Raw genomic sequence first — 21,208 nt, 5'->3', positions numbered from 1 at the left:
TGGGACGACCGCCGGCGCGGTGCGGGACCGGCCCGGCGCCCCCCGCGCGAATCGCGCTGGCGAAGCGCCCCGCCATGCGCTACCCCCGCGCGCATGGATACGATCACCCTGCGCCGCCCCGACGACTGGCACCTGCACCTGCGCGACGGGGCAATGCTGGCGGCCGTGGCCCCCGACAGCGCCCGCGACTTCGGCCGCGCCATCATCATGCCCAACCTGGTGCCGCCCGTGGTCACCGGCGCACAGGCCGCCGCCTATCGCGACCGCATCCGCGCGGCGGTCCCGGCGGCGGACTTCGCGCCGCTGATGACGCTCTACCTGACCGAGGCCACCGACCCCGCCGACGTCGTTGCCGCCCATGCCGCGGGCATCATCACCGCGGTCAAGCTCTACCCCGCCGGGGCCACCACCAATTCGGCCTCCGGCGTGCGCGACTTCGACCGGGTGCGCGGCGTGCTGGAGGCCATGGCCGAGGCCGCCATCCCCCTTCTCGTCCACGGCGAGGTCACGGACCCCGACATCGACATCTTCGACCGCGAGGCGGTGTTCATCGACCGCGTGCTGGACCCGATCCGCCGCGCCACGCCCGGCCTGCGCGTGGTGATGGAGCACATCACCACCTCCGAGGCCGTGGGCTACGTCCGCGCCGACACCTCCGGCGCCCTCGGCGCCACGGTCACGGTCCACCACCTGGTGATCAACCGCAACCACATCCTGGCGGGCGGGATCCGGCCGCATTACTACTGCCTGCCGGTGGCCAAGCGCGAAACCCACCGGGTTGCGCTGGTCGACGCCGCGACCTCCGGCGACGCGCGGTTCTTTCTGGGCACCGACAGCGCCCCGCATGTGGACGCCGCCAAGGAAACCGGCTGCGGCTGCGCGGGCTGCTACACCGCGCCCGTGGCCCTGCCGATCCTCGCACAGGTGTTCGAGGACGCGGGCGCGCTTGACAGACTGGAGGGATTCACCAGCCTGCACGGTCCAGCCTTCTACGGCCTTGCGCCCAACGAGGCCCGCATCACCCTGACCCGCGCCGCCGAGCCATGGTCCCCGCACCGCAAGCGCAGCACCGCCGGCGGCCCCGTGACCGTCTTTGACCCCGGCTTTCCCCTGCACTGGCGCACCAACGCCCCCGCCTGAGGCCCGACGATGATCCCCACCGCCTATCCCGACCCGCAGACCATGGCGCGGATCACCGCGCGCGCGCTCCTCGACATCCGCGCGGTGCACTTCAACGCGACCGATCCGTTCACCTTTGCCTCGGGCCTGCGCGCGCCGACCTACATCGACTGCCGCAAGCTGATCTCGCATCCCCGCATCCGCGCGACCCTGATGGATTTCCTGTCCTGCGCCGTGCTGCGCGAGGCCGGGCTGGAGGGTTTCGACAACATCGCCGGCGGCGAGACCGCGGGCATCCCCTTTGCCGCCCTGGTGGCCGAGCGGCTGGCGCTGCCGATGACCTATGTGCGGAAAAAGCCCAAGGGTTACGGCCGCAACGCAAGGATCGAGGGCGACATGACCCCCGGCCAGCGCGTCCTGCTGGTCGAGGATCTGGCGACCGACGGCGGCTCCAAGCTCTCGTTCGTCGAGGCGATCCGCGACACCGGCGCCACCTGCGCGCACACCGCCGTGATCTTCTACTACGACATCTTCCCCGAGGCCCGCGCGCGCCTGTCCGACGCCGGCGTGACACTGACCCACCTGTGCACCTGGTGGGACGTGCTGGCCGAGGCCCGCACGCGCGCGGACGCCGACCACGCCACCCTCGACGCGGTGGAGGCGTTCCTGCGCGCCCCGCGCGACTGGGCCGGCTGACACCGCCCACCACATCCGGACATGAAGAAACCCGGGCGGACATGAAAAAACCCGGGCCCTGCGGCCCGGGTTTCTTCTTGCGTGCGCGAACGATCAGGACTTGGAGAACTCGGGGTACGCCTCCATCCCCAGCTCCACCTTGTCGAGACCGGCGGATTCGGCCTCCTCGTCCACGCGCAGGCCCATCGTGAACTTGATGATGAGCCAAACGATGGCCGAGGCGATGGCCATGAAGGCCCCGATGGCGACGATCCCGATCAGCTGCGCCACCAGCGACGCATCGGAGTTGGAGAAGATCACCGCGATGGTGCCCCAGATCCCGGCGAACAGGTGCACCGGCACCGCGCCCACCACGTCATCCAGCTTCAGCTTGTCCATCAGCGGCACCGTCAGCACCACGATGACCCCGCCGATGGCCCCGATGATGGTGGCCAGGAACAGCGACGGCTCCAGCGGCTCGGCAGTGATGGCGACAAGCCCCGCCAACGCGCCGTTCAGCACCAGCGTCAGGTCGGGCTTGCCGTACATGATCTGGCTCAGGATCAGCGCGCCCACCGCACCCGCGGCCGCCGCGGCATTGGTGTTCGCCATGATCCGGCTGACGTTGGCCACGGCATCCGCGCCGCCCATCGCCAGCTCGGACCCGCCGTTGAAGCCGAACCAGCCCAGCCACAGGATGAACACGCCCAGCGTCGACAGCGCGAGGTTGGAGCCCGGGATCGGGTTGACCCGGCCGCCCGGCCCGTACTTGCCCGCGCGCGCACCCAGGATGATGATCCCGGTCAGCGCCGCCCAGCCCCCGGCCGAGTGCACGATGGACGACCCCGCGAAGTCCGAGAAGCCGACGGCGTCCAGCCAGCCGCCGCCCCAGGACCACGACGCCTGGATCGGATAGATCAGGCCGGTCAGCACGATCACGAACACCAGGAACGGCCACAGCTTGATGCGTTCGGCCACCGCACCCGACACGATCGAGGCGGTCGCGGCGCAGAACATCAGCTGGAAGAAGAAGTCCGACGCCACCGAGGCGTATTCGGGATCACCGACCTCCTCGAAGCTGACGCCCACCGGCTCCAGGAAGGTCATGGCGGGCATGCCCAGCCAGCCCTCGATGATCCAGGCATCGCCCGGATACATGATCAGGAAGCCGACCGCGAAATAGGCAATCGAGGCCAGCGAGAACAGGCTGATGTTCTTGAGCAGCTGCATCGTGGTGTTCTTGGAGCGCACGAGGCCTGCCTCGAGCATGCAGAAGCCCGCGGCCATGAAGAACACCAGAAACCCGCCGATGATGAACAACAGCGTGTTGAAGATGAAGGTGACCTCCGGAGTGACGCCGGCCATGGCCACGGCCTCGACGACCTCCTCGACCTCGGCGTCCTGCGCGAGGGCCACGACCGGCAGGAGCGCGGCGGTCGCCGCCAGAGAAGACAGTCTTTTCAGGTTCATGCTACTCACCCTTTGTCCTTCGGGGCTGCGGCGCCGATCACAGCGCATCGTCGTTGGTCTCGCCCGTGCGCACCCGCAGCGCGGTCGCGAGGTCAAGCACGAAGACCTTGCCGTCGCCGATCTTGTCGGTGCGCGCGGCCTTGGCGATGGTCTCCACCACCTGGTCGGCCATGGCGTCGCTGACTGCGATCTCCAGCCGGACCTTGGGCACGAAGTTCACGGCGTATTCCGCGCCGCGATAGATTTCGGTGTGACCGGATTGCGTGCCGAAGCCCTTTATCTCGGTCACCATCATGCCGCGCACGCCGACGGCGGTGAGCGCCTCGCGCACCTCCTCCAGCTTGAACGGCTTGATCGCTGCTATGATCAGTTTCACGGCTTCCCCCTTCCGCATGGGCGCCCTTCTGACAGGACGGTGTGCGACAAAAGGGGGCGCATCCGGGCGGCAACTCAATCGATCCTGCGGCGCACGGGGGGGCACGGCCGGCGGGATCGCACAATTTTTGCACTGTATTTCGATTTTGCCCACTTATTATGCAGATCACGAAGGGGAATCGCCGCCCCGATCCCGCCTCCACATCGCCCGTTCGACCGCGTATGTTGCGCTCCGGGCCCGCGATGGCTGAAGACGGGCAAACGAGGCAGAAATGGCAGGACCCAGATCACGGCCGCCGCTGGTCGCCGACCGGCGCGCAACACCCCCGCGCAAACCCACGAAGCCGCCGCGCAAGCCCGCGCAGCGCCGCCCCGCGCGTCCGCGCCGGGGCGGATTGCTGAGCCTGCCGGGACGGGCGCTGCGCTTCGTGCTGCGGGTGCTGTGGGGGCTGGCCTGGCGGATGACGGCGGTGGTGGCGCTTCTGCTGGCCGCGGCCACCTTCTATTTCTACACCACGCTGCCGGGGTTCACCGACCTTCTGGACGGGCGTGCGCGCGGGTCGGTCACGATGCTCGATGCCGACGGCCAGGTGTTCGCCTGGCGCGGCGAGACGTTCGGCGGCCAGATCACCGCACAGAACATCTCACCCCACCTGCGCCACGCGATCCTCGCGACCGAGGACCGGCGGTTCGAGCGGCATTTCGGCGTGTCCCCCCGCGGCATCCTGGGGGCGATGCGCATCAACATCGCGGCGGGGCGCAACCCGCTGTCGGGCCATGGCGGCTCCACCATCACCCAGCAGGTCGCCAAGCTTCTGTGCCTCGGCCGCCCCTTCGACCCCGCCGAATTCGCCAGCGAGGCCGAGTTCGAGCGCGACTGCCGCCGCTCCACCGTCTGGCGCAAGTTGCAGGAGCTGCCCTACGCCTTTGCGCTGGAGGCGAAGTTCACCAAGGACGAGATCCTGTCGATCTACATGAACCGGGCCTATCTGGGCGCCGGCACGCGCGGCTTCGAGGCCGCCGCCCAGCGATTCTTCGGCGTATCGGCGAACGAGGTCGACCCGGCCCAGTCGGCGATGCTGGCGGGGCTTCTGGTGGCCCCCTCGACCTTTGCGCCCACGCGCAACCTGGCGCGCGCACAGGGCCGCGCCAACCTGATCCTGGGGCTGATGGAGGAGGAAGGGTACCTCACCGCCGAACAGGTGGCCGAGTACCGCGCCAACCCCGCGCAGCTGTCCGAAGCCGCCGGCCAGCGCGCCGGAGGGGCGTTCGCCGACTGGATGATGGACGCGGGCCCCGATTTCCTGACGCGCGACACCACCGAGGACGTGATCCTGACAACGACGCTGGACGCCCGCATCCAGCGCGCCGCCGAGGACGCCGTCACCCGGATCTTTGCCGAGCGGGTGCGCGAGGGCTCCACCGCGCAGGCCGCGGTGGTGGTGATGTCGGCCGACGGCGCGGTGCGCGCGATGGTGGGCGGGCGCGACAACCGTATCGGCGCCTTCAACCGCGCGACGCAGGCCCTGCGCCAGACCGGATCGGCGTTCAAGCCCTTCGTCTTTGCCGTCGCGATGGAGATGGGCTACGAGCCCTCGGACATCGTCGAGGACGCGCCGCTGACCCTCACCATCCCCGGATCGGGGCCGTGGTCGCCGCGCAACTACACCAATGAATTCCGCGGCCTCGTGACCCTGACGGAGGCGTTCGCGCATTCCCTCAACATCCCCGCCGTGCGCATTACCGAGGCGATGGGGCGCGACAACGTGCGCAGCGTCGCCAACGGCTTCGGCCTGCGCTCCAGCCTGGCGGAGGGGCCGGCGCTGGCGCTGGGGGCGTCGGAATCGACGCTGCTGGACATGACCGCGGCCTATGCCGGGATCCTGGCGGGCGGGCGCTCGGTCCGGCCCTATGGCATGACCGAGGTGCGGCTGCAGGGCGACAGCGAGGCGTTGATGACCTTCGGCACCGGCGTCGGCGATCCGGTGATCTCCGAGGCGGCGGCCCGGCGCCTGACATGGATGATGGAGAAGGTCGTCTCCACCGGCACCGGCCGACGCGCGGCACTGCCCGGCGGGCGCGAGGTGGCGGGCAAGACCGGCACCACCCAGGGCGCGCGCGACGCCTGGTTCATCGGCTTCACCGCCGATTACGTCGCCGGTGTCTGGATGGGCTATGACGACAACTCGCGGCTGACGGGCGTCACCGGCGGCGGCCTCCCGGCCGAGATCTGGCGCGAGGTCATGGTCGCCGTGCACGAAGGGGTGCCCATGAGCCCGCTGCCGATGGACCCGCCGCTGACCCCGCCACCGGCCTTCGACGCGCCCACCACGCCGGAACGCCCGTGGGAAAATCCCGACCTTCCGGTGCCCGAGGGCGTGCGCTCGGACGGATGGACCGAAAGCCCGGTGGCGCCCTGGCCAGGGCAGCAGGGCGGACCCAGCGGCAGCGCCTCGGGCTTCGACGACATCGGTTCGGCGATCGAGAGGGCGTTGCGCGATACGCTGGGCACCTACTGACGGGGGCGATCAGCCCGGCGGCGCCTCGCCCAGGCAGGCCGCGAGGCGCGCAAAGCTGTCCGACGGCCCCCCCGGCGCGGGTTCCGCGAGGAACCCGTCCAGCGCGGGCCAGACCCGCACCGCGGCATCCACCACCGGATCGCTGCCGGCGGAGTAGAGGCCGGCCTGCAACATCAGCTCGGCGCGGGCGTGGGCGCCCAGCAGCGCGCGGGCGCGGGTGATCAGCGCGCCTTCGGCGTCACTGGCCGCCTCCGGCAGGCTGCGCGAGACCGACCGCAGCAGGTCGATGGCGGGGAAGCGCCCGCGCTCGGCGATGGCGCGGTCCAGCACCACATGGCCATCCAGCACCCCGCGCAGGATGTCGGCCACCGGGTCCTCCATGTCCGAGCCCGGCACCAGCACGCTGAGGACCGCGGTGATGTCGCCCGCCCCCTCGGCCCCCGGCCCGGCGCGCTCGGCCAGCGCCATGATCATGTGCGACAGCGACGGCGGCCAGCCGCGCAGGCCCGCGGATTCGCCGCTGGTGACGGCGATCTCGCGGTGCGCCTCGGCGAAGCGGGTGATCGAATCGGCCAGGAACAGCACATGCCGGCCCTGGTCGCGGAAATGCTCGGCCACCGCCATCGCCGCCCAGGCCGCCCGCCTGCGCACCAGCGGCGACTGATCCGAGGTCGCGGCGACCACCACGGCGCGCGCCATCCCCTCGGGCCCCAGCACCTTGTCGGTGAAGGCGCGCAGCTCGCGCCCCCGCTCGCCGATCAGGGCGATCACCACGACATCCGCCGCGACACCCCGCGCGAATCCCCCCAGCAGCGCGGATTTCCCCACGCCCGAGCCCGCGAACAGCCCCAGCCGCTGGCCGCGCACCAGCGGCAGCAGCGTGTCGAACGCGGCCATCCCGGTGGCCAGCCGGTCGCCCAGGGGGCGGCGGGTCGCGGCCTCGGGCGGGCTGGCGCGCAGCGGCCGCGCCACCAGGCCGCGCCCCAGCGGTCGGCCATCCAGCGGACGGCCGAAGGGGTCGACGATTCGCCCGATCCAGCCGTCGTGGGGGTGGATGTCGCTGCGGCCCACCAGCTCCACCGCCTCGCCGATGGCGGCACCGTCCAACGCATGATCGGGCATCACACCGGCGCTGCGGGGGGCCAGCCGCGTGATCTCACCGCCGATCCGGTCACCGCGCGCGGGGCCGATCAGCACCCGATCACCCAGGCGCGCACTGCCCGACAGACCGGTGACGCGCAGCATCCCGCGCCCGATCTCGGACACGCGGCCCAGCACATGGGTGTGGCGCACCGCGGCGATTTCCGCGCTCAAGGTGTCGAAGTCCATTCTGGACGCTCCCCTGCAAGGTCGTGCCGGGATCGTCCCGACTGGAACAGTTCATAAACGAATCGACGTTAAGACAGGGTGCATCCAATCGAGGGAGAAGCCCCGATGTTCGAACCACTCGCCGTCACCCGGATGGCCCATGCCCTGGCCGCGCATTCCGCGACCCGCCAGGGGGTGATCGCCGCCAACGTCGCCCATGCCGATACCCCCGGATATCGCGCCCGCGACGTGGAGGATTTCACGGAAACCCTGCGCCGCATGAACGCGGCCCCACCGCGCACCGCGGCCGACCCCCGGCTCATGCCGGTGGCGCCCGGGGGCAACCTGTCGCCCAACGGCAACACGGTTTCGCTCGACACCGAGATGATCAAGGCGGTGGAGGCGCGCCATCACTTCGACCTGGCGCTGACCATCACCCGCAGCGTGGGCGGCGTCATCCGCACCGCGCTCGGCCGCTGAGGGAGGGTGCGATGAGCGACCTGATCCGCACCCTCGCGGTGTCCACCTCGGGCATGGAGGCGCAGGCCAACCGGCTGCGCCACATCTCCGAGAACATCGCCAACACCGACACCCCGGGATACCGGCGCAAGACCGTCGATTTCCTGGCCGCCGTGGACCGTGGCGCGCCGCAGGAAGCGGTGCGCGTCAGTCCCGTGCGCCTCGACCGGCGGGAGCTGCCGCTGATCCACGACCCCGGCCATGCCCTGGCCGACGACACCGGCCATTACCAGGGCTCCAACGTCGATCTCGTGGTCGAGATCGCCGACGCCCGCGAAGCCCAACGCAGCTATGAAGCCAACCTGCGGCTGTTCGACCAGGCGCGACAGATGTCGCAGTCCCTGCTCGACCTGCTGCGCCGCTGAAGGACACCGACATGGATATCCGCTCCTCTTTCGCCGCGCTGAACTATGCCGCGGTGCGCCCCGCCACCGCGCCCCGCACCGACGGCCCCGGCGAGGCGCTGGCCAAGGCCGCGACCTCATTCGCCGAAACCCTCCAGCGCGGCGAGGAGACCGCCCGCGCCGCCGTCACCGGAGGCGCCGACGCGCATTCCCTGGTGCAGGCGCTGTCGGCCACGCAGCTTGCGGTGGAAACCGTGGTCACCGTGCGCGACCGCGTGGTCGAGGCGTATCAGGAAATCCTGCGGATGCCGGTCTGATGCAGGAGGCCGTCTTCTACGACACGCTGCGCCAGGCGCTGTGGATCGCGGTCATCATCTCGACCCCGATCCTCATCGCGGCGCTGGTCGCGGGCGTGGGCGTGGGCCTGTTCCAGGCGCTCACCTCCGTGCAGGAGATGACGCTGACCTTCGTGCCCAAGCTGCTGGCGATCGTGCTCGTGTTCTGGGTCACGATGACCTTCATGACCACGACGCTGGTGGATTTCTTCACACAGCGCATCATCCCGATGATCGCCGGAGGCTGATCCATGGACAATCCCGGATACATCGCCCTGACCCGCCAGTCCGGCCTGATGCGCGAGATGCAGGCCGTGGCCCATAACCTGGCGAACATGTCCACCGCCGGGTATCGGCGCGAAGGCGTGCTGTTCACCGAATTCGTCCAGCGGCTGGAGGGCGGCGCGCCGTCGCTGTCGATGGCCGCGGCGAACGCCCGCCACACCTCGGCCGCGCAGGGCGCGCTGGAGGCCAGCGGCGGCCCCTTCGACGTCGCGATCGAGGGCGAAGGGTTCTTCCAGGTGGAAACCCCGCAGGGCGAGCGGCTGACCCGCGCGGGCGCCTTCCGGCCCAACCTTGCGGGGGAACTCGTCACCGCCGACGGCCACCGCGTGCTGGACGCCGGAGGCGCGCCGATCTTCGTGCCGCCCGACGCGCGCGCCATCGGCATCGCGTCGGACGGCACGATCTCGGCCGACGGGGCGCCGGTGGCGCAGCTCGGCGTGGTGCGCGCGGTCGACCCCCTGACCGTCCAGCGCGAGGCCGGGGTGCTGATGCGCGTCGACGGCCCGTTGGAGCCGGTGGAGGAGCCCGCGGTGATCCAGGGCTACCTCGAAGGTTCCAACGTCGATCCGATGACCGAGATGGCCCGCATGATCGCCGTCAGCCGCGCCTATGAGCTCGGCCAGGCCTTCCTCGCCCGCGAGGACGAACGCATTCGGGGCGTCATCGAAACGCTCGGCCGCTCGTAACAACCGCCGCAAAGGAGAATCCCATGCGCGCCCTGCAAATCGCCGCCAGCGGCATGCACGCCCAGCAGATGCGGGTGGATGTCGTGTCGAACAACCTCGCGAACATGTCCACCACGGGCTACAATCCCCGCCGGGCGGAGTTCGCGGACCTGCACTACCAGCAGCACACCCGCCCCGGCACCATCACCGCCGCCGACGGCACGATGCTGCCCACCGGGGTGCAGCTCGGCCTCGGGGTGCGCGCGGCGGCGATCACGGTCATGCAGGCGCAGGGCTCGCTGGTCCAGACCGGCGGCGATCTCGACATCGCGATCGAGGGACGTGGCTATCTGGAGGTCGTCCTGCCCGGCGGCGAGCCCGCCTACACCCGCGACGGCGGGCTGCAACGGTCGCCCGACGGGCTGATCGTCACCGCCGAAGGGCACGAGGTCGCCCCGGGCATCGTCATTCCCGCCGACGCCCGCGCCATCACCATCAATGCCGCGGGCGAGGTCTGGGCCTATTTCGCCGATCAGATCCAGCCCGAGGAGCTGGGCCAGTTCAACCTCACCAGCTTCACCAACGAAAAGGGGCTGGAGGCGATCGGCTCCAACCTGTTCCTGGAGACCGAGGCCTCGGGTCCCGCCCTGCCCGGCGCGCCGGGCGAGGACGGCCTCGGCACCCTGCGCCAGGGCTATCTGGAGGAGAGCGCCGTGGACGCGGTGCGCGAGGTGACCGAGCTGATCAAGGCCCAGCGCGGCTATGAGCTCAACGCCAAGGTCATCACCGCCGCCGACCAGATGCTCGGCGCCACCGTGCAGGTGCGCTGATGATGGCCCAGCACACACTTGCCGGCGCAGCCCTCATCGCAGCGCTCGCCACCGGCCTTCCGGCCCCGGCCGAGACCCTGGTGGCCGCCCGGACCATCCGCGCGACGACCCTGATCGAGCCGGGCGACGTGGTGGTGGTGCCCGAGGTCCACCCCGGCGCGCTGTCGCATGCCGACGAGGCCGTGGGGCTGGAGGCGCGCGTCGCCCTCTATCCCGGCCGCCCGATCCGGCCCGGCGACCTCGGCCCCGCCGCGGTGGTGGAACGCAACGGCATCGTGCCGCTGATCTTCCGCCGCGCCGGGCTGACCATCTTCGCCGAGGGCCGCGCACTGGGCCGTGGCGCCCCGGGCGAGATGGTCCGGGTGATGAACCTGTCTTCGCGCACCACGGTCTCGGGGATGATCGACCCCGAGGGCCGCGTGCATGTCTCGGGCAGCGCCCGACCTTTCCACTGACCCCCGAGGCCCGCCGATGCGTATTCTGCTGCTTCTGCTCATGATCGCCGCGACGGCGGGCTGCTCGCGCCTGTCGCAGGTCGGGCGCGCGCCCGAATTCAATCCGCTGGAAGGCGGGTTCGAGCATCACGCGATGTACTCGCTGCCGCTGCCCGACCGGACGGAACCGCGCCGCGCCACCGACCAGGCCTCGCTGTGGTCGGCCGGGCAGCGCTCGCTGCTGGGCGACCGTCGGGCCAGCCGGCAAGGTGACATCCTGACCGTGGTGATCGAGATCGACGACCGCGCGGAGATGTCCAACAGCTCCGCCACCAACCGCTCGGGCGCCGAGGACATGGCGATCCGCGCCCTGTTCGGCCTGCCCGAACGCATCAACGAACGGCTGCCCGATGGCGCGACGCTGAACCCGGCGGTCGCCGCCACCGGCTCGGGCAGCTTCCGTGGCGACGGATCGGTGCGGCGCAACGAAAAACTGACACTGCGCCTGGCGTCCACCGTGGTGGAGGCCCTGCCCAACGGCGTGGTGCGGATCGAAGGCACACAGGAGGTGCGCGTGAACAACGAACTGCGCGAGTTGGTCCTGACCGGCTATGTCCGCCCCGAAGACATCTCACGGCGCAACGAGATCACCTATGACAAGATCGCCGGCGCCCGGATCTCCTATGGCGGGCGGGGCATTGTCAGCGACATGCAGCGGCCGCGCTGGGGTCAGCAGATCTCCGACATCATCCTGCCGTTCTGACCATGACCCGGTTTCTCATCCCCCTCATCCTCGGATGTGTCGGCCTGGTGGGCGGCGTGGCGACGGGTATCGCCCTCAAACCCCCGGCCGAGGCCGCCGAGCCGCCGCAGGCGCCACTGACGCCGTCGGTCTCGCTCGACATGCCCAGCAATTTCGTGATCCCGCTGATCGGCCGTGACCGGATCCGCTCCATGATGGTGCTGTCGCTCGGCCTGGAAGTCGACGCCGAGCAGACCGCCGCGGTCCGCGCCCAGGAGCCCCGCCTGCGCGATGCCTTCCTGCGCGTGCTGTTCGACCATGCCAACGCGGGCGGCTTCGACGGCGTGTTCACCGCCGCAAGCCCGATGGCCAGCCTCCGCACCGCCCTGCGCGAGGCGGCGGTGGGCGTCTCGGGCCCGGCGGTGCGCGACGTGCTGATCCTCGACCTGCTGCGCCACGACTGACCGGCGGCGGCCCTCAGACCCCGAGGCACCAGCGCAGGACCGCCTTTTGCGCATGCAGGCGGTTCTCGGCCTCGTCAAAGACGACCGACTGGGGGCCGTCCATGACCTGCGAGGTGACCTCTTCGCCACGGTGGGCGGGCAGGCAATGCATGAACAGCGCGTCGGGCCTGGCCTGCGCCATCAGCGCCGCATTGACCTGATAAGGGCGCAGCAGGTTGTGGCGCCGCTCGCGCGCGGACTGGCTGTCATGCATGCTGACCCAGGTGTCGGTGACCACCAGATCGGCGCCGTCGACCGCACGGACAGGGTCACGCTCGATCACGATGCTCCGGCCCTTGTCACGGGCGAAACCGACATGCGCGGCCTCCGGGTCCAGCTGCGGCGGCCCGGTGAAGGTCAGGTCGAAACCGAACTGCCCCGCGGCGTGCAGGAACGACGCGCAGACGTTGTTGCCGTCGCCCGCCCACACCACCTTGCGCCCGGCGATGGGGCCGCGGTGTTCCTCATAGGTCATCACATCTGCCATGATCTGGCAGGGGTGCGAACGGTTGGTCAGCCCGTTGATCACCGGCACGCTGGCGTGCTCGGCCATCTCCTGCAGGACCGCCTCCTCGAAGGTGCGGATCATGATCAGGTCGACATAGCGCGACAGCACGCGGGCGGTGTCCGCGATGGTCTCGCCATGGCCGAGCTGCATCTCGCTGCCCGACAGCACCATCGTCTCGCCGCCCATCTGGCGCACGCCCAGATCGAAGCTGACCCGAGTCCGGGTGGAGGGTTTCTCGAACACCAGCGCCACCATGCGCCCCGCCAGCGGCTGCACGTCGTCGCGCGCACCGCGCGGGCGGCCATCGCGCGCGGTCTTCATCGCGCGCGCGGCGTCGATCATGTCGCGCAGATCGGTGGCATCGGTCGTGGACAGGTCGAGGAAATGGTTCATGCGAAACAGGCTCCGGGGGGGTCAGGCAGCCTGCGCGGTCAGCGCCCGCGCGGCGGCGTCGAGGCGCGCGACGGCCTCTGCGATCTCGTCGTCGGTGATGGTCAGCGGCGGCAGGATGCGCACCACATTGTCGGCGGCCGGAACCGTCAGAAGCCGCTGGGCATGGCCCGCCGCCACCACATCGCCCGGCGCCACCCGGCAGCGCAGCCCCAGCATCAGGCCGGACCCGCGCACGCCCTCGAACACGTCGGGGTGGGCGGCGACCAGCCCCTCCAGCTTCTGGCGCATCAGGCCCGCCTTGCGCCGCACCTCGGCCAGGAAGGCGTCGTCGGCGATGATCTCCATCACCTTCGCGCCCACCGCACAGCCCAGCGGGTTGCCGCCATAGGTCGATCCGTGGGTGCCGGCGGTCATCGGCGCCGCCGCCCGCTCGCTCGCCAGCAGCGCGCCCAGCGGAAAGCCCCCGCCGATGCCCTTGGCCACCATCATGATGTCAGGGGTCACACCGGCCCATTCATGCGCGAACAGCCGCCCGGTCCTGCCCATGCCGCACTGCACCTCGTCAAAGATCAGCAGCGCGCCCGTGGCATCGCAGGCCGCGCGCAACCCCTTCAGGCAGGCATCGGGCAGCGGACGGATGCCGCCCTCGCCCTGCACCGGTTCCACCAGAACGGCGGCGACGGTGTCGTCCAGCGCAGCCGTCAGCGCGTCGTGATCGCCAAAGGGCAGCGTCCGGAACCCCGGCAGCAGCGGCGCGAACCCGGCCGTCATCTTTTCCGACCCGGCGGCCGAGATCGCGGCGATCGACCGGCCGTGGAACGCCCCCTCGAAGGTCAGGATGGTCTGGCGTTCGGGCGTGCCCGCGGCATGCCAGTACTTGCGCACCATCTTGACCGCCAGTTCGGCCGTTTCGGTGCCGGAATTGGCAAAGAATACGGTGTCGGCAAAGGTCTTGTCCACCAGCATCGCCGCCAGCCGCTCCTGTTCGGGGATGCGATAGAGGTTCGACAGATGCCACAACCGCCCGGCCTGTTCGGTCAGCGCGGCGACCAGATCGGGGTGGGCATGGCCCAGCGCATTCACCGCGATACCGGCGGCACAGTCGAGGTACCGCTCCCCGCCCGCCTCGGTCAGCCAGGCGCCGCGGCCTTCGGTAAAGCTCAGCGCGGCGCGGTTATAGGTCGGCAGGACGGCCGGGATCATGGGCGTGCTCCTCGCAAGGGCTACAGAGGTGCCAAAGGCACCCGGGACTGTCAACTTTGGGAGATGGAAAAGACGCCACACCGGGCGCCGAGGCGTCAGGCGCGTCGGCGTCGCAGCGATCGGGGCATGGGGCATGCGGGCGTCATGGGACCGCCATAGCCCCCGACAAGGGGTCTGTCCAGCCGCTCCGTCACGCCTCGGCCCGCGAATCCGCGCGGCTCTTGCCGGCCACGTCCTGCGCCAGCGTGGCCGCCATGAAGCGGTCCAGATCACCGTTGAGCACACCGTCGGTGTCCGACGTCTCCACCCCGGTGCGCAGGTCCTTCACCATCTGGTAGGGTTGCAGGACATAGCTTCGGATCTGGTTGCCCCATCCCGCATCGCCCTTGGCGTCGTGCTGGGCCTCGATCGCCTCGGTGCGCTTGCGCAGCTCCATCTCATAGAGGCGCGACTTCAGCGCGGCCATGGCGATGGCGCGGTTCTGGTGCTGCGATTTCTCGGAGCTGGTGACCACGATGCCGGTGGGAATGTGGGTCATCCGCACCGCCGAGTCGGTGGTGTTGACGTGCTGCCCGCCCGCCCCGGACGACCGGTAGGTGTCGATGCGCACATCCGACGGGTTGATCTCGATCTCGATGTTCTCGTCGACCACCGGATAGACCCAGACCGAGGAAAACGAGGTGTGCCGCCGCGCCGCCGAATCATACGGGGATATCCGCACCAGCCGGTGCACGCCGGATTCCGACTTCAGCCAGCCATAGGCGTTCGGCCCCGAGATGCGATAGGAGACCGAGCGGATGCCCGCCTCCTCGCCCGCGCTCTGGGACATCATCTCGACATCATAGCCCTTCTTCTCGGCCCAGCGGACATACATCCGCGCCAGCATCGAGGCCCAGTCGCAGCTCTCGGTTCCCCCCGCGCCGGCATTGATCTCAAGGAAGGTGTCGTTGCCGTCGGCCTCGCCGTCCAGCAGCGCCTCGACCTCCTTGGCGGCGGCGTGTTCGGCCAGGCGCTTCAACCCGGCCTCGGCCTCGGCCACGATCTCGGTGTCGCCCTCGGCCTCGCCCAGCTCGATCAGGTCGCGATTGTCGGCCAGCTCCCGGGCGATGGCGTCGTGGGTGGTCATCTGGTCGACCAACCGCTGGCGGTCGCGCATCAGCGCCTGGGCACGGCCCGGATCGGACCACAGGTCCGGATCCTCGATCATGGCGTTGAATTCCTCCAGCCGGTGCGGCGCGGTCTCGCGGTCCATCCGCTGCGCCAGAAGCGCGAGCGACTTGACGATGGCATCGATGGTGGTCTGCGTTTCGGCGCGCATCGGCTGGCCTCATGTGCTTGGGGTCGCTCGGCCGAGATAGGACGCAGGGGCGCCCCTGCGCAACCCCGCCCCCGTCCGGCTCAGTAAAGCCCGCCGGAGCTGAGCGTGCCGAAATCGGCCCGCCCGCTGCCGCCGCCACCGCCGCCGGTGTCAGCGCCGTCGGGCGTGACCAGCGGCAGGTTGGCGCCCATGGCGAACCCGCCGTCGACGGTCAGGCCGAACAGCGGCTCCTCGCCGGCGCGGAAGAACTCGGCCACCACATTGGCACCGCTGGCGCCATCGGGCAGGCGGGCGCCGGTGAAACGGTCGATGTTGATGAAGTAACCGCCGGGGGGCACGGCAAAGCGCCCGCCGCCGTATTTGGCGATGGCCTCGCGCATGAACTCCTCGAACACCGGGCCGCAGGTGTTGCCGCCCGCAACCCCCTGCCCCAGCGAGCGCGGCCGGTCATGGCCGATGTAGCAGCCCGCCGCGATGTTGCTGGAAAAGCCCACGAACCACACGTCGCGCACATCGTTGGTGGTGCCGGTCTTGCCCGCGATCGGCACCGGCAGGTTGATCCGGCTGGCGGTCCCGCGCTGCACCACCCCCTCCATCATGGAGGTCAGCTGATAGGCGGTGACCGGGTCCATGATCCGCTCGCGGTTGGTCAGGATGCGCGGAGGCGTGCCGGGCGTCAGCGCCGCCAGGTCGCAGTCCACACAGGCGCGCTGGTCGTGGCGATAGACGGTCTGGCCCAGGCGGTCCTGCACGCGGTCCACCAGCGTGGGCTCCACCCGCTCGCCGCCGTTGGCGAACATGGCATAGGCGGCGACCATGCGGAACAGCGTGGTTTCCTGCGCACCCAGCGAGTTGGCGAGGAACGTCTGCATCCTGTCATAGACCCCGAAGCGTTCGGCATATTCGCCGACCACGTCCATGCCGATCTCCTGCGCCATGCGCACGGTCATCAGGTTGCGCGACATCTCGATGCCGGTGCGCACCGGGGTGGGACCATAGAAGCGGTTGGAATAATTGGTGGGGCGCCAGATCTGGCCGCGCCCGGTGTCGACCTCGATGGGGGCGTCCACGACGATGGTGGCCGGGGTGTAGCCGCTGTCCAGCGCTGCGGCAAAGACGAACGGCTTGAACGCCGAGCCGGGCTGCCGCTGCGCCTGGGTCACCCGGTTGAACGTCGATTGCTGGTACGAGAACCCCCCCTGCATCGCCAGCACGCGGCCCGAGTTCACGTCCATCGCCATGAACCCACCCTGCACCTCGGGCACCTGGCGCAACGACCAGCGCACAAAGCTGCCGTCGCTGTCCGAGGTCACGGTGCGCACATGCACCACGTCGCCCGGCGACAGGTTCGACAGGCCACCGCGCGCCCAGCCCATGTCGGCGGCCGCGACCTCGTGCGGGGTGTTCGCGTCCGCGGCCACCCCCTCGATGCCAAGGCGGGCGCGGGCGGCGTCCACCTCCAGCACCACGGCGGGGTGCCAGTACCCCTCCAGGTCGATGTCGCGCGCGATCTCGGCGCGCGCCAGCGCCGCACGCCAGGCGGCCTCGTCACCCAGCGCGTCCTCGGGCAGCGCCTCGCCGGAGCCGCGCCAGCGGCCCAGGCCGCGGTCATGACGCTCCAGCCCGCGGCGCAGGGCGCGGGCGGCGGCCTTCTGCAGGTCGGGATCGACGGTGGCGCGGATCGTCAGCCCGCCGCCGAAGAACTCCGCCTCGCCAAAGGTGCCCGACAGCTGGCGGCGGATCTCGTCGGTGAAATAGTCGCGCGCGGGCAGTGCCTCGCGGAACGACGGGATGTCGCCGCCCTGCACCGTCAGCAACGGCTCGGCGCGGGCGGCGTCGCGCTCGGCCTCGGTGATGTAGCCGTTCTCGTGCATCTGGCCCAGCACCCAGTTGCGCCGTCCCAGCACCCGGTCATGCGCCGTGACCGGATGATAGCGCGAGGGCGCCTGCGGCAGCGCCGCCAGGAACGCCGCCTCGTGCAGGTCCAGATCATCCAGCGTCTTGTTGAAATAGGTCTGCGCCGCCGCGGCCACGCCATAGGAGTTCTGCCCGAGGAAGATCTCGTTGAGGTAGAGCTCCAGGATCTGTGCCTTCTCCAGCGTCTCCTCCAGCCGGGTGGCGAGGATGATCTCCTTGATCTTGCGCTCGCCGGTGCGGTCGCCCGACAGAAGGAAGTTCTTCATCACCTGCTGCGTGATGGTGGAGGCGCCGCGCAGCGTCTCGCCCCGCGTCACCACCGCATCGCGCAGCGCCGACGCCATGCCGCGCGGGTCATAGCCGGAGTGTTCCCAGAAATTGCGATCCTCGGCCGAGATGAAGGCGGCCTGAACCATGTCCGGCACGTCGCCGATGGGCACGAACAGGCGGCGCTCCTGCGCGAACTCGTCCATCAGCAGCCCTTCGCCGGAATAGATGCGGCTGATGGTGGGGGGGGTGTACTGCGCCAGCTGCTCGTGGTTGGGCAGGTCGCGGGAATACATCCACAGCACCCCGCCCACGCCCACGGCTGCGAAGATCGCGGCCAGCGTGATCCAGCTGAACAGTCCGCCAAGGACGGAAAGAAGAAACCTCAGCACGGCAGAGCCCCCGGACATCGCAATGGCGCACCATACGCCGATCGGCGGTGCGGGTCAAAATCCGCGCCACCCTCACATCAAATAGTGACCAGCCCGTCACCCGTCGAGGAACGCCCGCAACGTCTCGGCCGTGGCCTCGGGGCGGTCGGCGTGCAGCCAGTGGCCCGCGCCGGGGATGCGCGCGATGCGCGCGGCGGGAAACAGCGCCCGGATCGGCGCGCGGTGGTCGGGGCGGACATAGTCCGACGCGCCCCCCGCCAGGAACAGCGCGGGCCCGTCGAAGCGCCCCTGACCGTCCCAGCCCAGGATCGCGGCCATGTTCGCCTCCAGCGCATCGAGGTTGATGCGCCAGCGCGGCGGATCGGCCCGCAGGTCCAGCGACTGCAACAGGAACGCGCGCACGCCGGGGTCATCGACATGGGCCGCAAGGCGCCGGTCGGCCTCGGACCGGGTGCGCAGGTCGGACAGGTCCAGCGCGCGCATCGCGTCGATCAACCCCTGCTGTGTATGGCCGTACGCCACCGGGGCGATGTCGATCACCGCCAGCCGGCGCACCCGTTCGGGATGGTCCAGCGCCAGCCGCATCGCCGCCTTGCCGCCCATGGAATGGCCGATCACATCGAGCGGGCCATCCCCGGCGACCTCGGCCAGGTCGCGGGCCATGTCGGCGTATCCGTGTCGGTCGTCGCGCGGGCTGTCACCGTGGTTGCGCATGTCGACGGCGATCACCGCGCGATCCGTGGCCAGCGCCCGCGCGATCGCCCCCCAGTTGCGCGCCGAGCCGAACAGCCCGTGCGCGATCAGGACCGTGGGCCGGTCGGTCGCGGCGCCATGGCGCAACGCATGCAGCATCAGCGCGCGATCAGTAGCGCCACAGCACCGACAGCCGGACCACGTCGATGTCGGCCGACCGGTTCGTGATCCCGGCGTTGGAGACGTGGAAATACCCGACCCCGACCGACACATTGGTCGTCACCGGAAACATCACGTCGATGCCGGTCCGGAATTGCAGCAACTCGCGCGATTCGAAGCCGCCGCGGCCATCCTGATACAGCGCCACGCTGAAGTTGGGCGTGATCCGCGCCGCCCCCAGCCGATAATCGCCATAAAGGCCCACGCCGCCCAGAACGCCGCCGTGTTCCGTCACCGAGAAGGAATAGATCGGCCGCAGCCCCGCCCACACGGTCCGCCCCGAGCGGACCTCGGCGGTGAAGACCGGGTCACGGCTGCCGCTGGAGCCCAGATCGGGGCCGATCGACAGCAGATAGGCCGTGCGGTCATCGGCCAGCGCGGGCGGCGCGGCCAGCGCCAGAAGCACGGCGGCACCGGCGACCAAGGGCTGCAAACGGGTGCAGGGGAACAGGGGCATGTACGTCTCCGATCAGGGGGCGGGATCGCCGGCAGGTAATCCACGCACCGGGCGCGAGGTCAAGCCACCGCGCCCGGAGGGCCGCAGGCCCTTAGGCCGCGGCGGTGCGGCGGCGCGGCCGGCTGCGGCGTGCCGCGGCGGGCTTGGCGGCGGGCTGCTGGCCCGCGCCCCCCTGCGCGCCCGAGCGCGGTGCACGGTTGGCGGGCTTGGGCGACGGCCCGCGGCCGGGGCGACGGCCGGTCGGCGCAACCTCGGCCGAGGGCGTCCCGCCGATGGGCGGGATCGGCTGTCCCATGGCCTTTTCGATGGCGCGCAGCTCGCCCATCTCGGCCGGGGCGCAGAACGCCACCGCCCGGCCGTCGGCACCCGCGCGCGCCGTGCGCCCGATCCGGTGGACATAGTTCGCGGGCACGTTCGGCAGGTCATAGTTGTAGACATGCCGCACCAGCGGAATGTCGAGGCCGCGCGCCGCCACATCCGTGGCCACCAGCACCTTGATCTGGCCACCGCGGAACGACGCCAGCGCGCGCTCACGCTGGCCCTGGCTCTTGTTGCCATGGATGGACCCGGCGGCGAAGCCCCAGCTGTCGAGCAGCTTCATCAGCTTTTCCGCGCCATGCTTGGTGCGGCAGAACACCAGCGCGGCCTCACCGGCGTGCTGGCCGAGGTAGTGCTCCAGCAGCTTGGCCTTGTCGCCCTGGTTGACGAAATGCACGCCCTGGTCGATCCGCTCCACCGGGCGGCCGGGGGCGGCGACCTGCACGCGCACCGGGCGGGTCAGGTAGGTGGCGGACAGCTCCTCCATCTCCCGGGGCATGGTGGCCGAGAACAGCATGGTCTGGCGCGCGTCCGGCAGGTGCTTGGCGATGCGGCGCAGCGCCTGGATGAAGCCCATGTCGAGCATCTGGTCAGCCTCGTCCAGCACCAGGTACCGGGCCTCCGCCAGGCTGACGGCGCGCCGCTCCAGCAGGTCGATCAGCCGGCCGGGCGTCGCCACCAGGATGTCGGTGCCGCGTGCCAGCCGCATCGCCTGGCCGTTCAGCCCGGCGCCGCCGACGACGATCTGCACCTTCAGCGGGGTGTTGCGGGTCAGGTCCGTCAGCGCCGCGGCGATCTGGTTCACAAGTTCCCGCGTGGGCGCGAGGATCAGCGAGCGGACGCCCTTCGGCGCGGGCCGCTTGCCGCCCGACAGCGCCTGCACCAGCGGCAGGCCAAAGGCGAGGGTCTTGCCGGTACCGGTCTGCGCAAGGCCCATCAGGTCGCGGCCGGCCAGCACCGAGGGGATCGCCTCGGCCTGGATCGGGGTGGGGGCGGTAAAACCGAGGCCGGTCAGCGTCTCGACCAGGCGCGGGTCAAGTCCAAGGGTCGTGAAGTCCGTCAAGTCATGTCCTTTCGGCGGGCGATGCCCGCTCGGTGCACCCCCCGCAGGAGGCGCATGCTACGTGGAGCGGACCCGTCGTGGTCCGCCTGCCCCCGTGCGTGAAACTGGGAACGGTCGCGTGGTGGGCCCGATGGCCCGCCTGTCCGCCGGAGCGCGCATGGCGCGCGGGCTGCTCACGCGGCAGCGCGACGATCACGGGGATACATGCGCTCAGGACCCGCAAAAGTCAAGCTGCGCGCGGCGCGAAAGCCGCCGCATCCCCGCAGGCAGCGGCCCGTCGCCCGGCCTGTCGCGGAAAAAGGTGATTCGCATATCCCCACCCCGCGCGCCCCCGGCG

Annotated in this window: 23 protein-coding genes; 13 read left to right on the top strand and 10 right to left on the bottom strand. The window is 70.5% G+C overall.

Annotated features, from left to right (window positions below):
- The first annotated feature begins 93 nt into the window (after nucleotides 1-93).
- Nucleotides 94-1,140 (top strand): dihydroorotase, encoded by a 1,047-nt coding sequence (pyrC, locus tag CCR87_RS14535; protein ID WP_201158256.1) that lies wholly within the window; start codon nucleotides 94-96, stop codon nucleotides 1,138-1,140.
- A 9-nt stretch (nucleotides 1,141-1,149) separates the two neighbouring features.
- Complete coding sequence (locus CCR87_RS14530) at nucleotides 1,150-1,815, top strand: orotate phosphoribosyltransferase (RefSeq protein WP_201158255.1); 666 nt, start codon at nucleotides 1,150-1,152, stop codon at nucleotides 1,813-1,815.
- A 93-nt stretch (nucleotides 1,816-1,908) separates the two neighbouring features.
- Here CCR87_RS14530 and amt read toward each other — a convergent pair whose 3' ends face one another.
- Complete coding sequence (gene amt / locus CCR87_RS14525) at nucleotides 1,909-3,264, bottom strand: ammonium transporter (RefSeq protein ID WP_201158254.1); 1,356 nt, start codon at nucleotides 3,262-3,264, stop codon at nucleotides 1,909-1,911.
- Between the two features lie 37 nt (nucleotides 3,265-3,301).
- Nucleotides 3,302-3,640 (bottom strand): P-II family nitrogen regulator, encoded by a 339-nt coding sequence (locus CCR87_RS14520; RefSeq protein ID WP_201158253.1) that lies wholly within the window; start codon nucleotides 3,638-3,640, stop codon nucleotides 3,302-3,304.
- Between the two features lie 271 nt (nucleotides 3,641-3,911).
- Between CCR87_RS14520 and CCR87_RS14515 the strand changes: the two genes are divergently transcribed.
- Complete coding sequence (locus CCR87_RS14515) at nucleotides 3,912-6,158, top strand: transglycosylase domain-containing protein (RefSeq protein ID WP_201158252.1); 2,247 nt, start codon at nucleotides 3,912-3,914, stop codon at nucleotides 6,156-6,158.
- Between the two features lie 9 nt (nucleotides 6,159-6,167).
- Here the strand turns inward: CCR87_RS14515 and CCR87_RS14510 are convergent, their stop codons facing one another.
- The gene (locus tag CCR87_RS14510; RefSeq protein ID WP_201158251.1) at nucleotides 6,168-7,487 is read right to left on the bottom strand and encodes a FliI/YscN family ATPase; all 1,320 of its coding nucleotides are present in this window, start codon (nucleotides 7,485-7,487) and stop codon (nucleotides 6,168-6,170) included.
- A 105-nt stretch (nucleotides 7,488-7,592) separates the two neighbouring features.
- Here CCR87_RS14510 and flgB point away from each other — a divergent pair, with 105 nt between their 5' ends.
- Genes flgB through CCR87_RS14465 form a run of 9 tightly spaced genes read left to right on the top strand, consistent with a single transcriptional unit; the run spans nucleotide 7,593 to nucleotide 12,084 of the window.
- Nucleotides 7,593-7,946: a flagellar basal body rod protein FlgB gene (gene flgB, locus CCR87_RS14505; protein WP_201158250.1), complete on the top strand. Its 354-nt coding sequence runs from the start codon at nucleotides 7,593-7,595 to the stop codon at nucleotides 7,944-7,946.
- 11 nt (nucleotides 7,947-7,957) lie between these two features.
- Nucleotides 7,958-8,350 carry a flagellar basal body rod protein FlgC gene (flgC, locus tag CCR87_RS14500; protein ID WP_201158249.1) on the top strand — a complete coding sequence of 131 codons (393 nt, stop codon included), beginning with the start codon at nucleotides 7,958-7,960 and terminating at the stop codon, nucleotides 8,348-8,350.
- A gap of 11 nt (nucleotides 8,351-8,361) precedes the next feature.
- Complete coding sequence (fliE, locus tag CCR87_RS14495) at nucleotides 8,362-8,646, top strand: flagellar hook-basal body complex protein FliE (RefSeq protein ID WP_201158248.1); 285 nt, start codon at nucleotides 8,362-8,364, stop codon at nucleotides 8,644-8,646.
- Nucleotides 8,643-8,912 (top strand): flagellar biosynthetic protein FliQ, encoded by a 270-nt coding sequence (locus tag CCR87_RS14490; RefSeq protein WP_201158257.1) that lies wholly within the window; start codon nucleotides 8,643-8,645, stop codon nucleotides 8,910-8,912. Before fliE ends, CCR87_RS14490 begins: the two co-directional genes overlap by 4 nt.
- A 3-nt stretch (nucleotides 8,913-8,915) precedes the next feature.
- Nucleotides 8,916-9,635, top strand: coding sequence for a flagellar hook-basal body complex protein (locus tag CCR87_RS14485; RefSeq protein ID WP_201158247.1), 720 nt, complete (start codon nucleotides 8,916-8,918; stop codon nucleotides 9,633-9,635).
- A gap of 23 nt (nucleotides 9,636-9,658) precedes the next feature.
- Complete coding sequence (gene flgG / locus CCR87_RS14480; protein WP_201158246.1) at nucleotides 9,659-10,444, top strand: flagellar basal-body rod protein FlgG; 786 nt, start codon at nucleotides 9,659-9,661, stop codon at nucleotides 10,442-10,444.
- Nucleotides 10,445-10,446: 2 nt separating this feature from the next.
- Complete coding sequence (flgA, locus tag CCR87_RS14475) at nucleotides 10,447-10,899, top strand: flagellar basal body P-ring formation chaperone FlgA (protein WP_201158245.1); 453 nt, start codon at nucleotides 10,447-10,449, stop codon at nucleotides 10,897-10,899.
- A 16-nt stretch (nucleotides 10,900-10,915) separates the two neighbouring features.
- On the top strand, nucleotides 10,916-11,641 hold the full coding sequence (gene flgH / locus CCR87_RS14470; RefSeq protein WP_201158244.1) for a flagellar basal body L-ring protein FlgH: 726 nt from the start codon (nucleotides 10,916-10,918) through the stop codon (nucleotides 11,639-11,641).
- Between the two features lie 2 nt (nucleotides 11,642-11,643).
- A complete protein-coding gene (locus tag CCR87_RS14465; RefSeq protein ID WP_201158243.1) occupies nucleotides 11,644-12,084 on the top strand; it encodes a flagellar basal body-associated FliL family protein in 441 nt (146 codons plus the stop codon).
- A gap of 13 nt (nucleotides 12,085-12,097) precedes the next feature.
- On the opposite strand, the gene argF is transcribed toward CCR87_RS14465, so the two are convergent.
- From argF to CCR87_RS14430, 7 genes are all read right to left on the bottom strand, one after another.
- A complete protein-coding gene (gene argF, locus CCR87_RS14460; protein ID WP_201158242.1) occupies nucleotides 12,098-13,024 on the bottom strand; it encodes an ornithine carbamoyltransferase in 927 nt (308 codons plus the stop codon).
- A 21-nt stretch (nucleotides 13,025-13,045) separates the two neighbouring features.
- Nucleotides 13,046-14,227: an aspartate aminotransferase family protein gene (locus tag CCR87_RS14455; RefSeq protein ID WP_201158241.1), complete on the bottom strand. Its 1,182-nt coding sequence runs from the start codon at nucleotides 14,225-14,227 to the stop codon at nucleotides 13,046-13,048.
- Nucleotides 14,228-14,417: 190 nt separating this feature from the next.
- Nucleotides 14,418-15,545: a peptide chain release factor 2 gene (gene prfB / locus CCR87_RS14450; RefSeq protein ID WP_201158240.1), complete on the bottom strand. Its 1,128-nt coding sequence runs from the start codon at nucleotides 15,543-15,545 to the stop codon at nucleotides 14,418-14,420.
- A gap of 80 nt (nucleotides 15,546-15,625) precedes the next feature.
- Nucleotides 15,626-18,121: a PBP1A family penicillin-binding protein gene (locus CCR87_RS14445; RefSeq protein ID WP_201158239.1), complete on the bottom strand. Its 2,496-nt coding sequence runs from the start codon at nucleotides 18,119-18,121 to the stop codon at nucleotides 15,626-15,628.
- A gap of 96 nt (nucleotides 18,122-18,217) precedes the next feature.
- Nucleotides 18,218-18,973, bottom strand: a complete 756-nt coding sequence (locus CCR87_RS14440; protein WP_201158238.1) for an alpha/beta fold hydrolase — start codon at nucleotides 18,971-18,973, stop codon at nucleotides 18,218-18,220.
- A gap of 10 nt (nucleotides 18,974-18,983) precedes the next feature.
- Nucleotides 18,984-19,490 (bottom strand): acyloxyacyl hydrolase, encoded by a 507-nt coding sequence (locus CCR87_RS14435; protein ID WP_201158237.1) that lies wholly within the window; start codon nucleotides 19,488-19,490, stop codon nucleotides 18,984-18,986.
- Between the two features lie 91 nt (nucleotides 19,491-19,581).
- On the bottom strand, nucleotides 19,582-20,871 hold the full coding sequence (locus tag CCR87_RS14430; protein WP_201158236.1) for a DEAD/DEAH box helicase: 1,290 nt from the start codon (nucleotides 20,869-20,871) through the stop codon (nucleotides 19,582-19,584).
- A 130-nt stretch (nucleotides 20,872-21,001) separates the two neighbouring features.
- Here CCR87_RS14430 and CCR87_RS16995 point away from each other — a divergent pair.
- The coding region (locus CCR87_RS16995) for a hypothetical protein (RefSeq protein ID WP_207186654.1) at nucleotides 21,002-21,208 on the top strand (207 nt) is incomplete at its 3' end.

Source organism: Rhodobaculum claviforme, assembly GCF_016653255.1.
GTDB classification, from domain to species: Bacteria; Pseudomonadota; Alphaproteobacteria; order Rhodobacterales; family Rhodobacteraceae; genus Rhodobaculum; species Rhodobaculum claviforme.
The sequence above is the reverse complement of the archived record's forward strand: the minus strand, read 5'-3'. Positions and strand labels throughout refer to the sequence as shown.

Excerpts from the sequence above, each read along its gene's own strand:
- pyrC (WP_201158256.1), top strand. The coding sequence starts at position 94 with ATGGATACGATCACCCTGCGCCGCCCCGACGACTGGCACCTGCACCTG.
- CCR87_RS14530 (WP_201158255.1), top strand. The coding sequence starts at position 1,150 with ATGATCCCCACCGCCTATCCCGACCCGCAGACCATGGCGCGGATCACC.
- amt (WP_201158254.1), bottom strand. The coding sequence starts at position 3,264 with ATGAACCTGAAAAGACTGTCTTCTCTGGCGGCGACCGCCGCGCTCCTG.
- CCR87_RS14515 (WP_201158252.1), top strand. The coding sequence starts at position 3,912 with ATGGCAGGACCCAGATCACGGCCGCCGCTGGTCGCCGACCGGCGCGCA.
- CCR87_RS14510 (WP_201158251.1), bottom strand. The coding sequence starts at position 7,487 with ATGGACTTCGACACCTTGAGCGCGGAAATCGCCGCGGTGCGCCACACC.
- flgB (WP_201158250.1), top strand. The coding sequence starts at position 7,593 with ATGTTCGAACCACTCGCCGTCACCCGGATGGCCCATGCCCTGGCCGCG.
- flgC (WP_201158249.1), top strand. The coding sequence starts at position 7,958 with ATGAGCGACCTGATCCGCACCCTCGCGGTGTCCACCTCGGGCATGGAG.
- fliE (WP_201158248.1), top strand. The coding sequence starts at position 8,362 with ATGGATATCCGCTCCTCTTTCGCCGCGCTGAACTATGCCGCGGTGCGC.
- CCR87_RS14485 (WP_201158247.1), top strand. The coding sequence starts at position 8,916 with ATGGACAATCCCGGATACATCGCCCTGACCCGCCAGTCCGGCCTGATG.
- flgG (WP_201158246.1), top strand. The coding sequence starts at position 9,659 with ATGCGCGCCCTGCAAATCGCCGCCAGCGGCATGCACGCCCAGCAGATG.
- flgA (WP_201158245.1), top strand. The coding sequence starts at position 10,447 with ATGGCCCAGCACACACTTGCCGGCGCAGCCCTCATCGCAGCGCTCGCC.
- flgH (WP_201158244.1), top strand. The coding sequence starts at position 10,916 with ATGCGTATTCTGCTGCTTCTGCTCATGATCGCCGCGACGGCGGGCTGC.
- CCR87_RS14465 (WP_201158243.1), top strand. The coding sequence starts at position 11,644 with ATGACCCGGTTTCTCATCCCCCTCATCCTCGGATGTGTCGGCCTGGTG.
- argF (WP_201158242.1), bottom strand. The coding sequence starts at position 13,024 with ATGAACCATTTCCTCGACCTGTCCACGACCGATGCCACCGATCTGCGC.
- CCR87_RS14455 (WP_201158241.1), bottom strand. The coding sequence starts at position 14,227 with ATGATCCCGGCCGTCCTGCCGACCTATAACCGCGCCGCGCTGAGCTTT.
- prfB (WP_201158240.1), bottom strand. The coding sequence starts at position 15,545 with ATGCGCGCCGAAACGCAGACCACCATCGATGCCATCGTCAAGTCGCTC.
- CCR87_RS14440 (WP_201158238.1), bottom strand. The coding sequence starts at position 18,973 with ATGCTGCATGCGTTGCGCCATGGCGCCGCGACCGACCGGCCCACGGTC.
- CCR87_RS14435 (WP_201158237.1), bottom strand. The coding sequence starts at position 19,490 with ATGCCCCTGTTCCCCTGCACCCGTTTGCAGCCCTTGGTCGCCGGTGCC.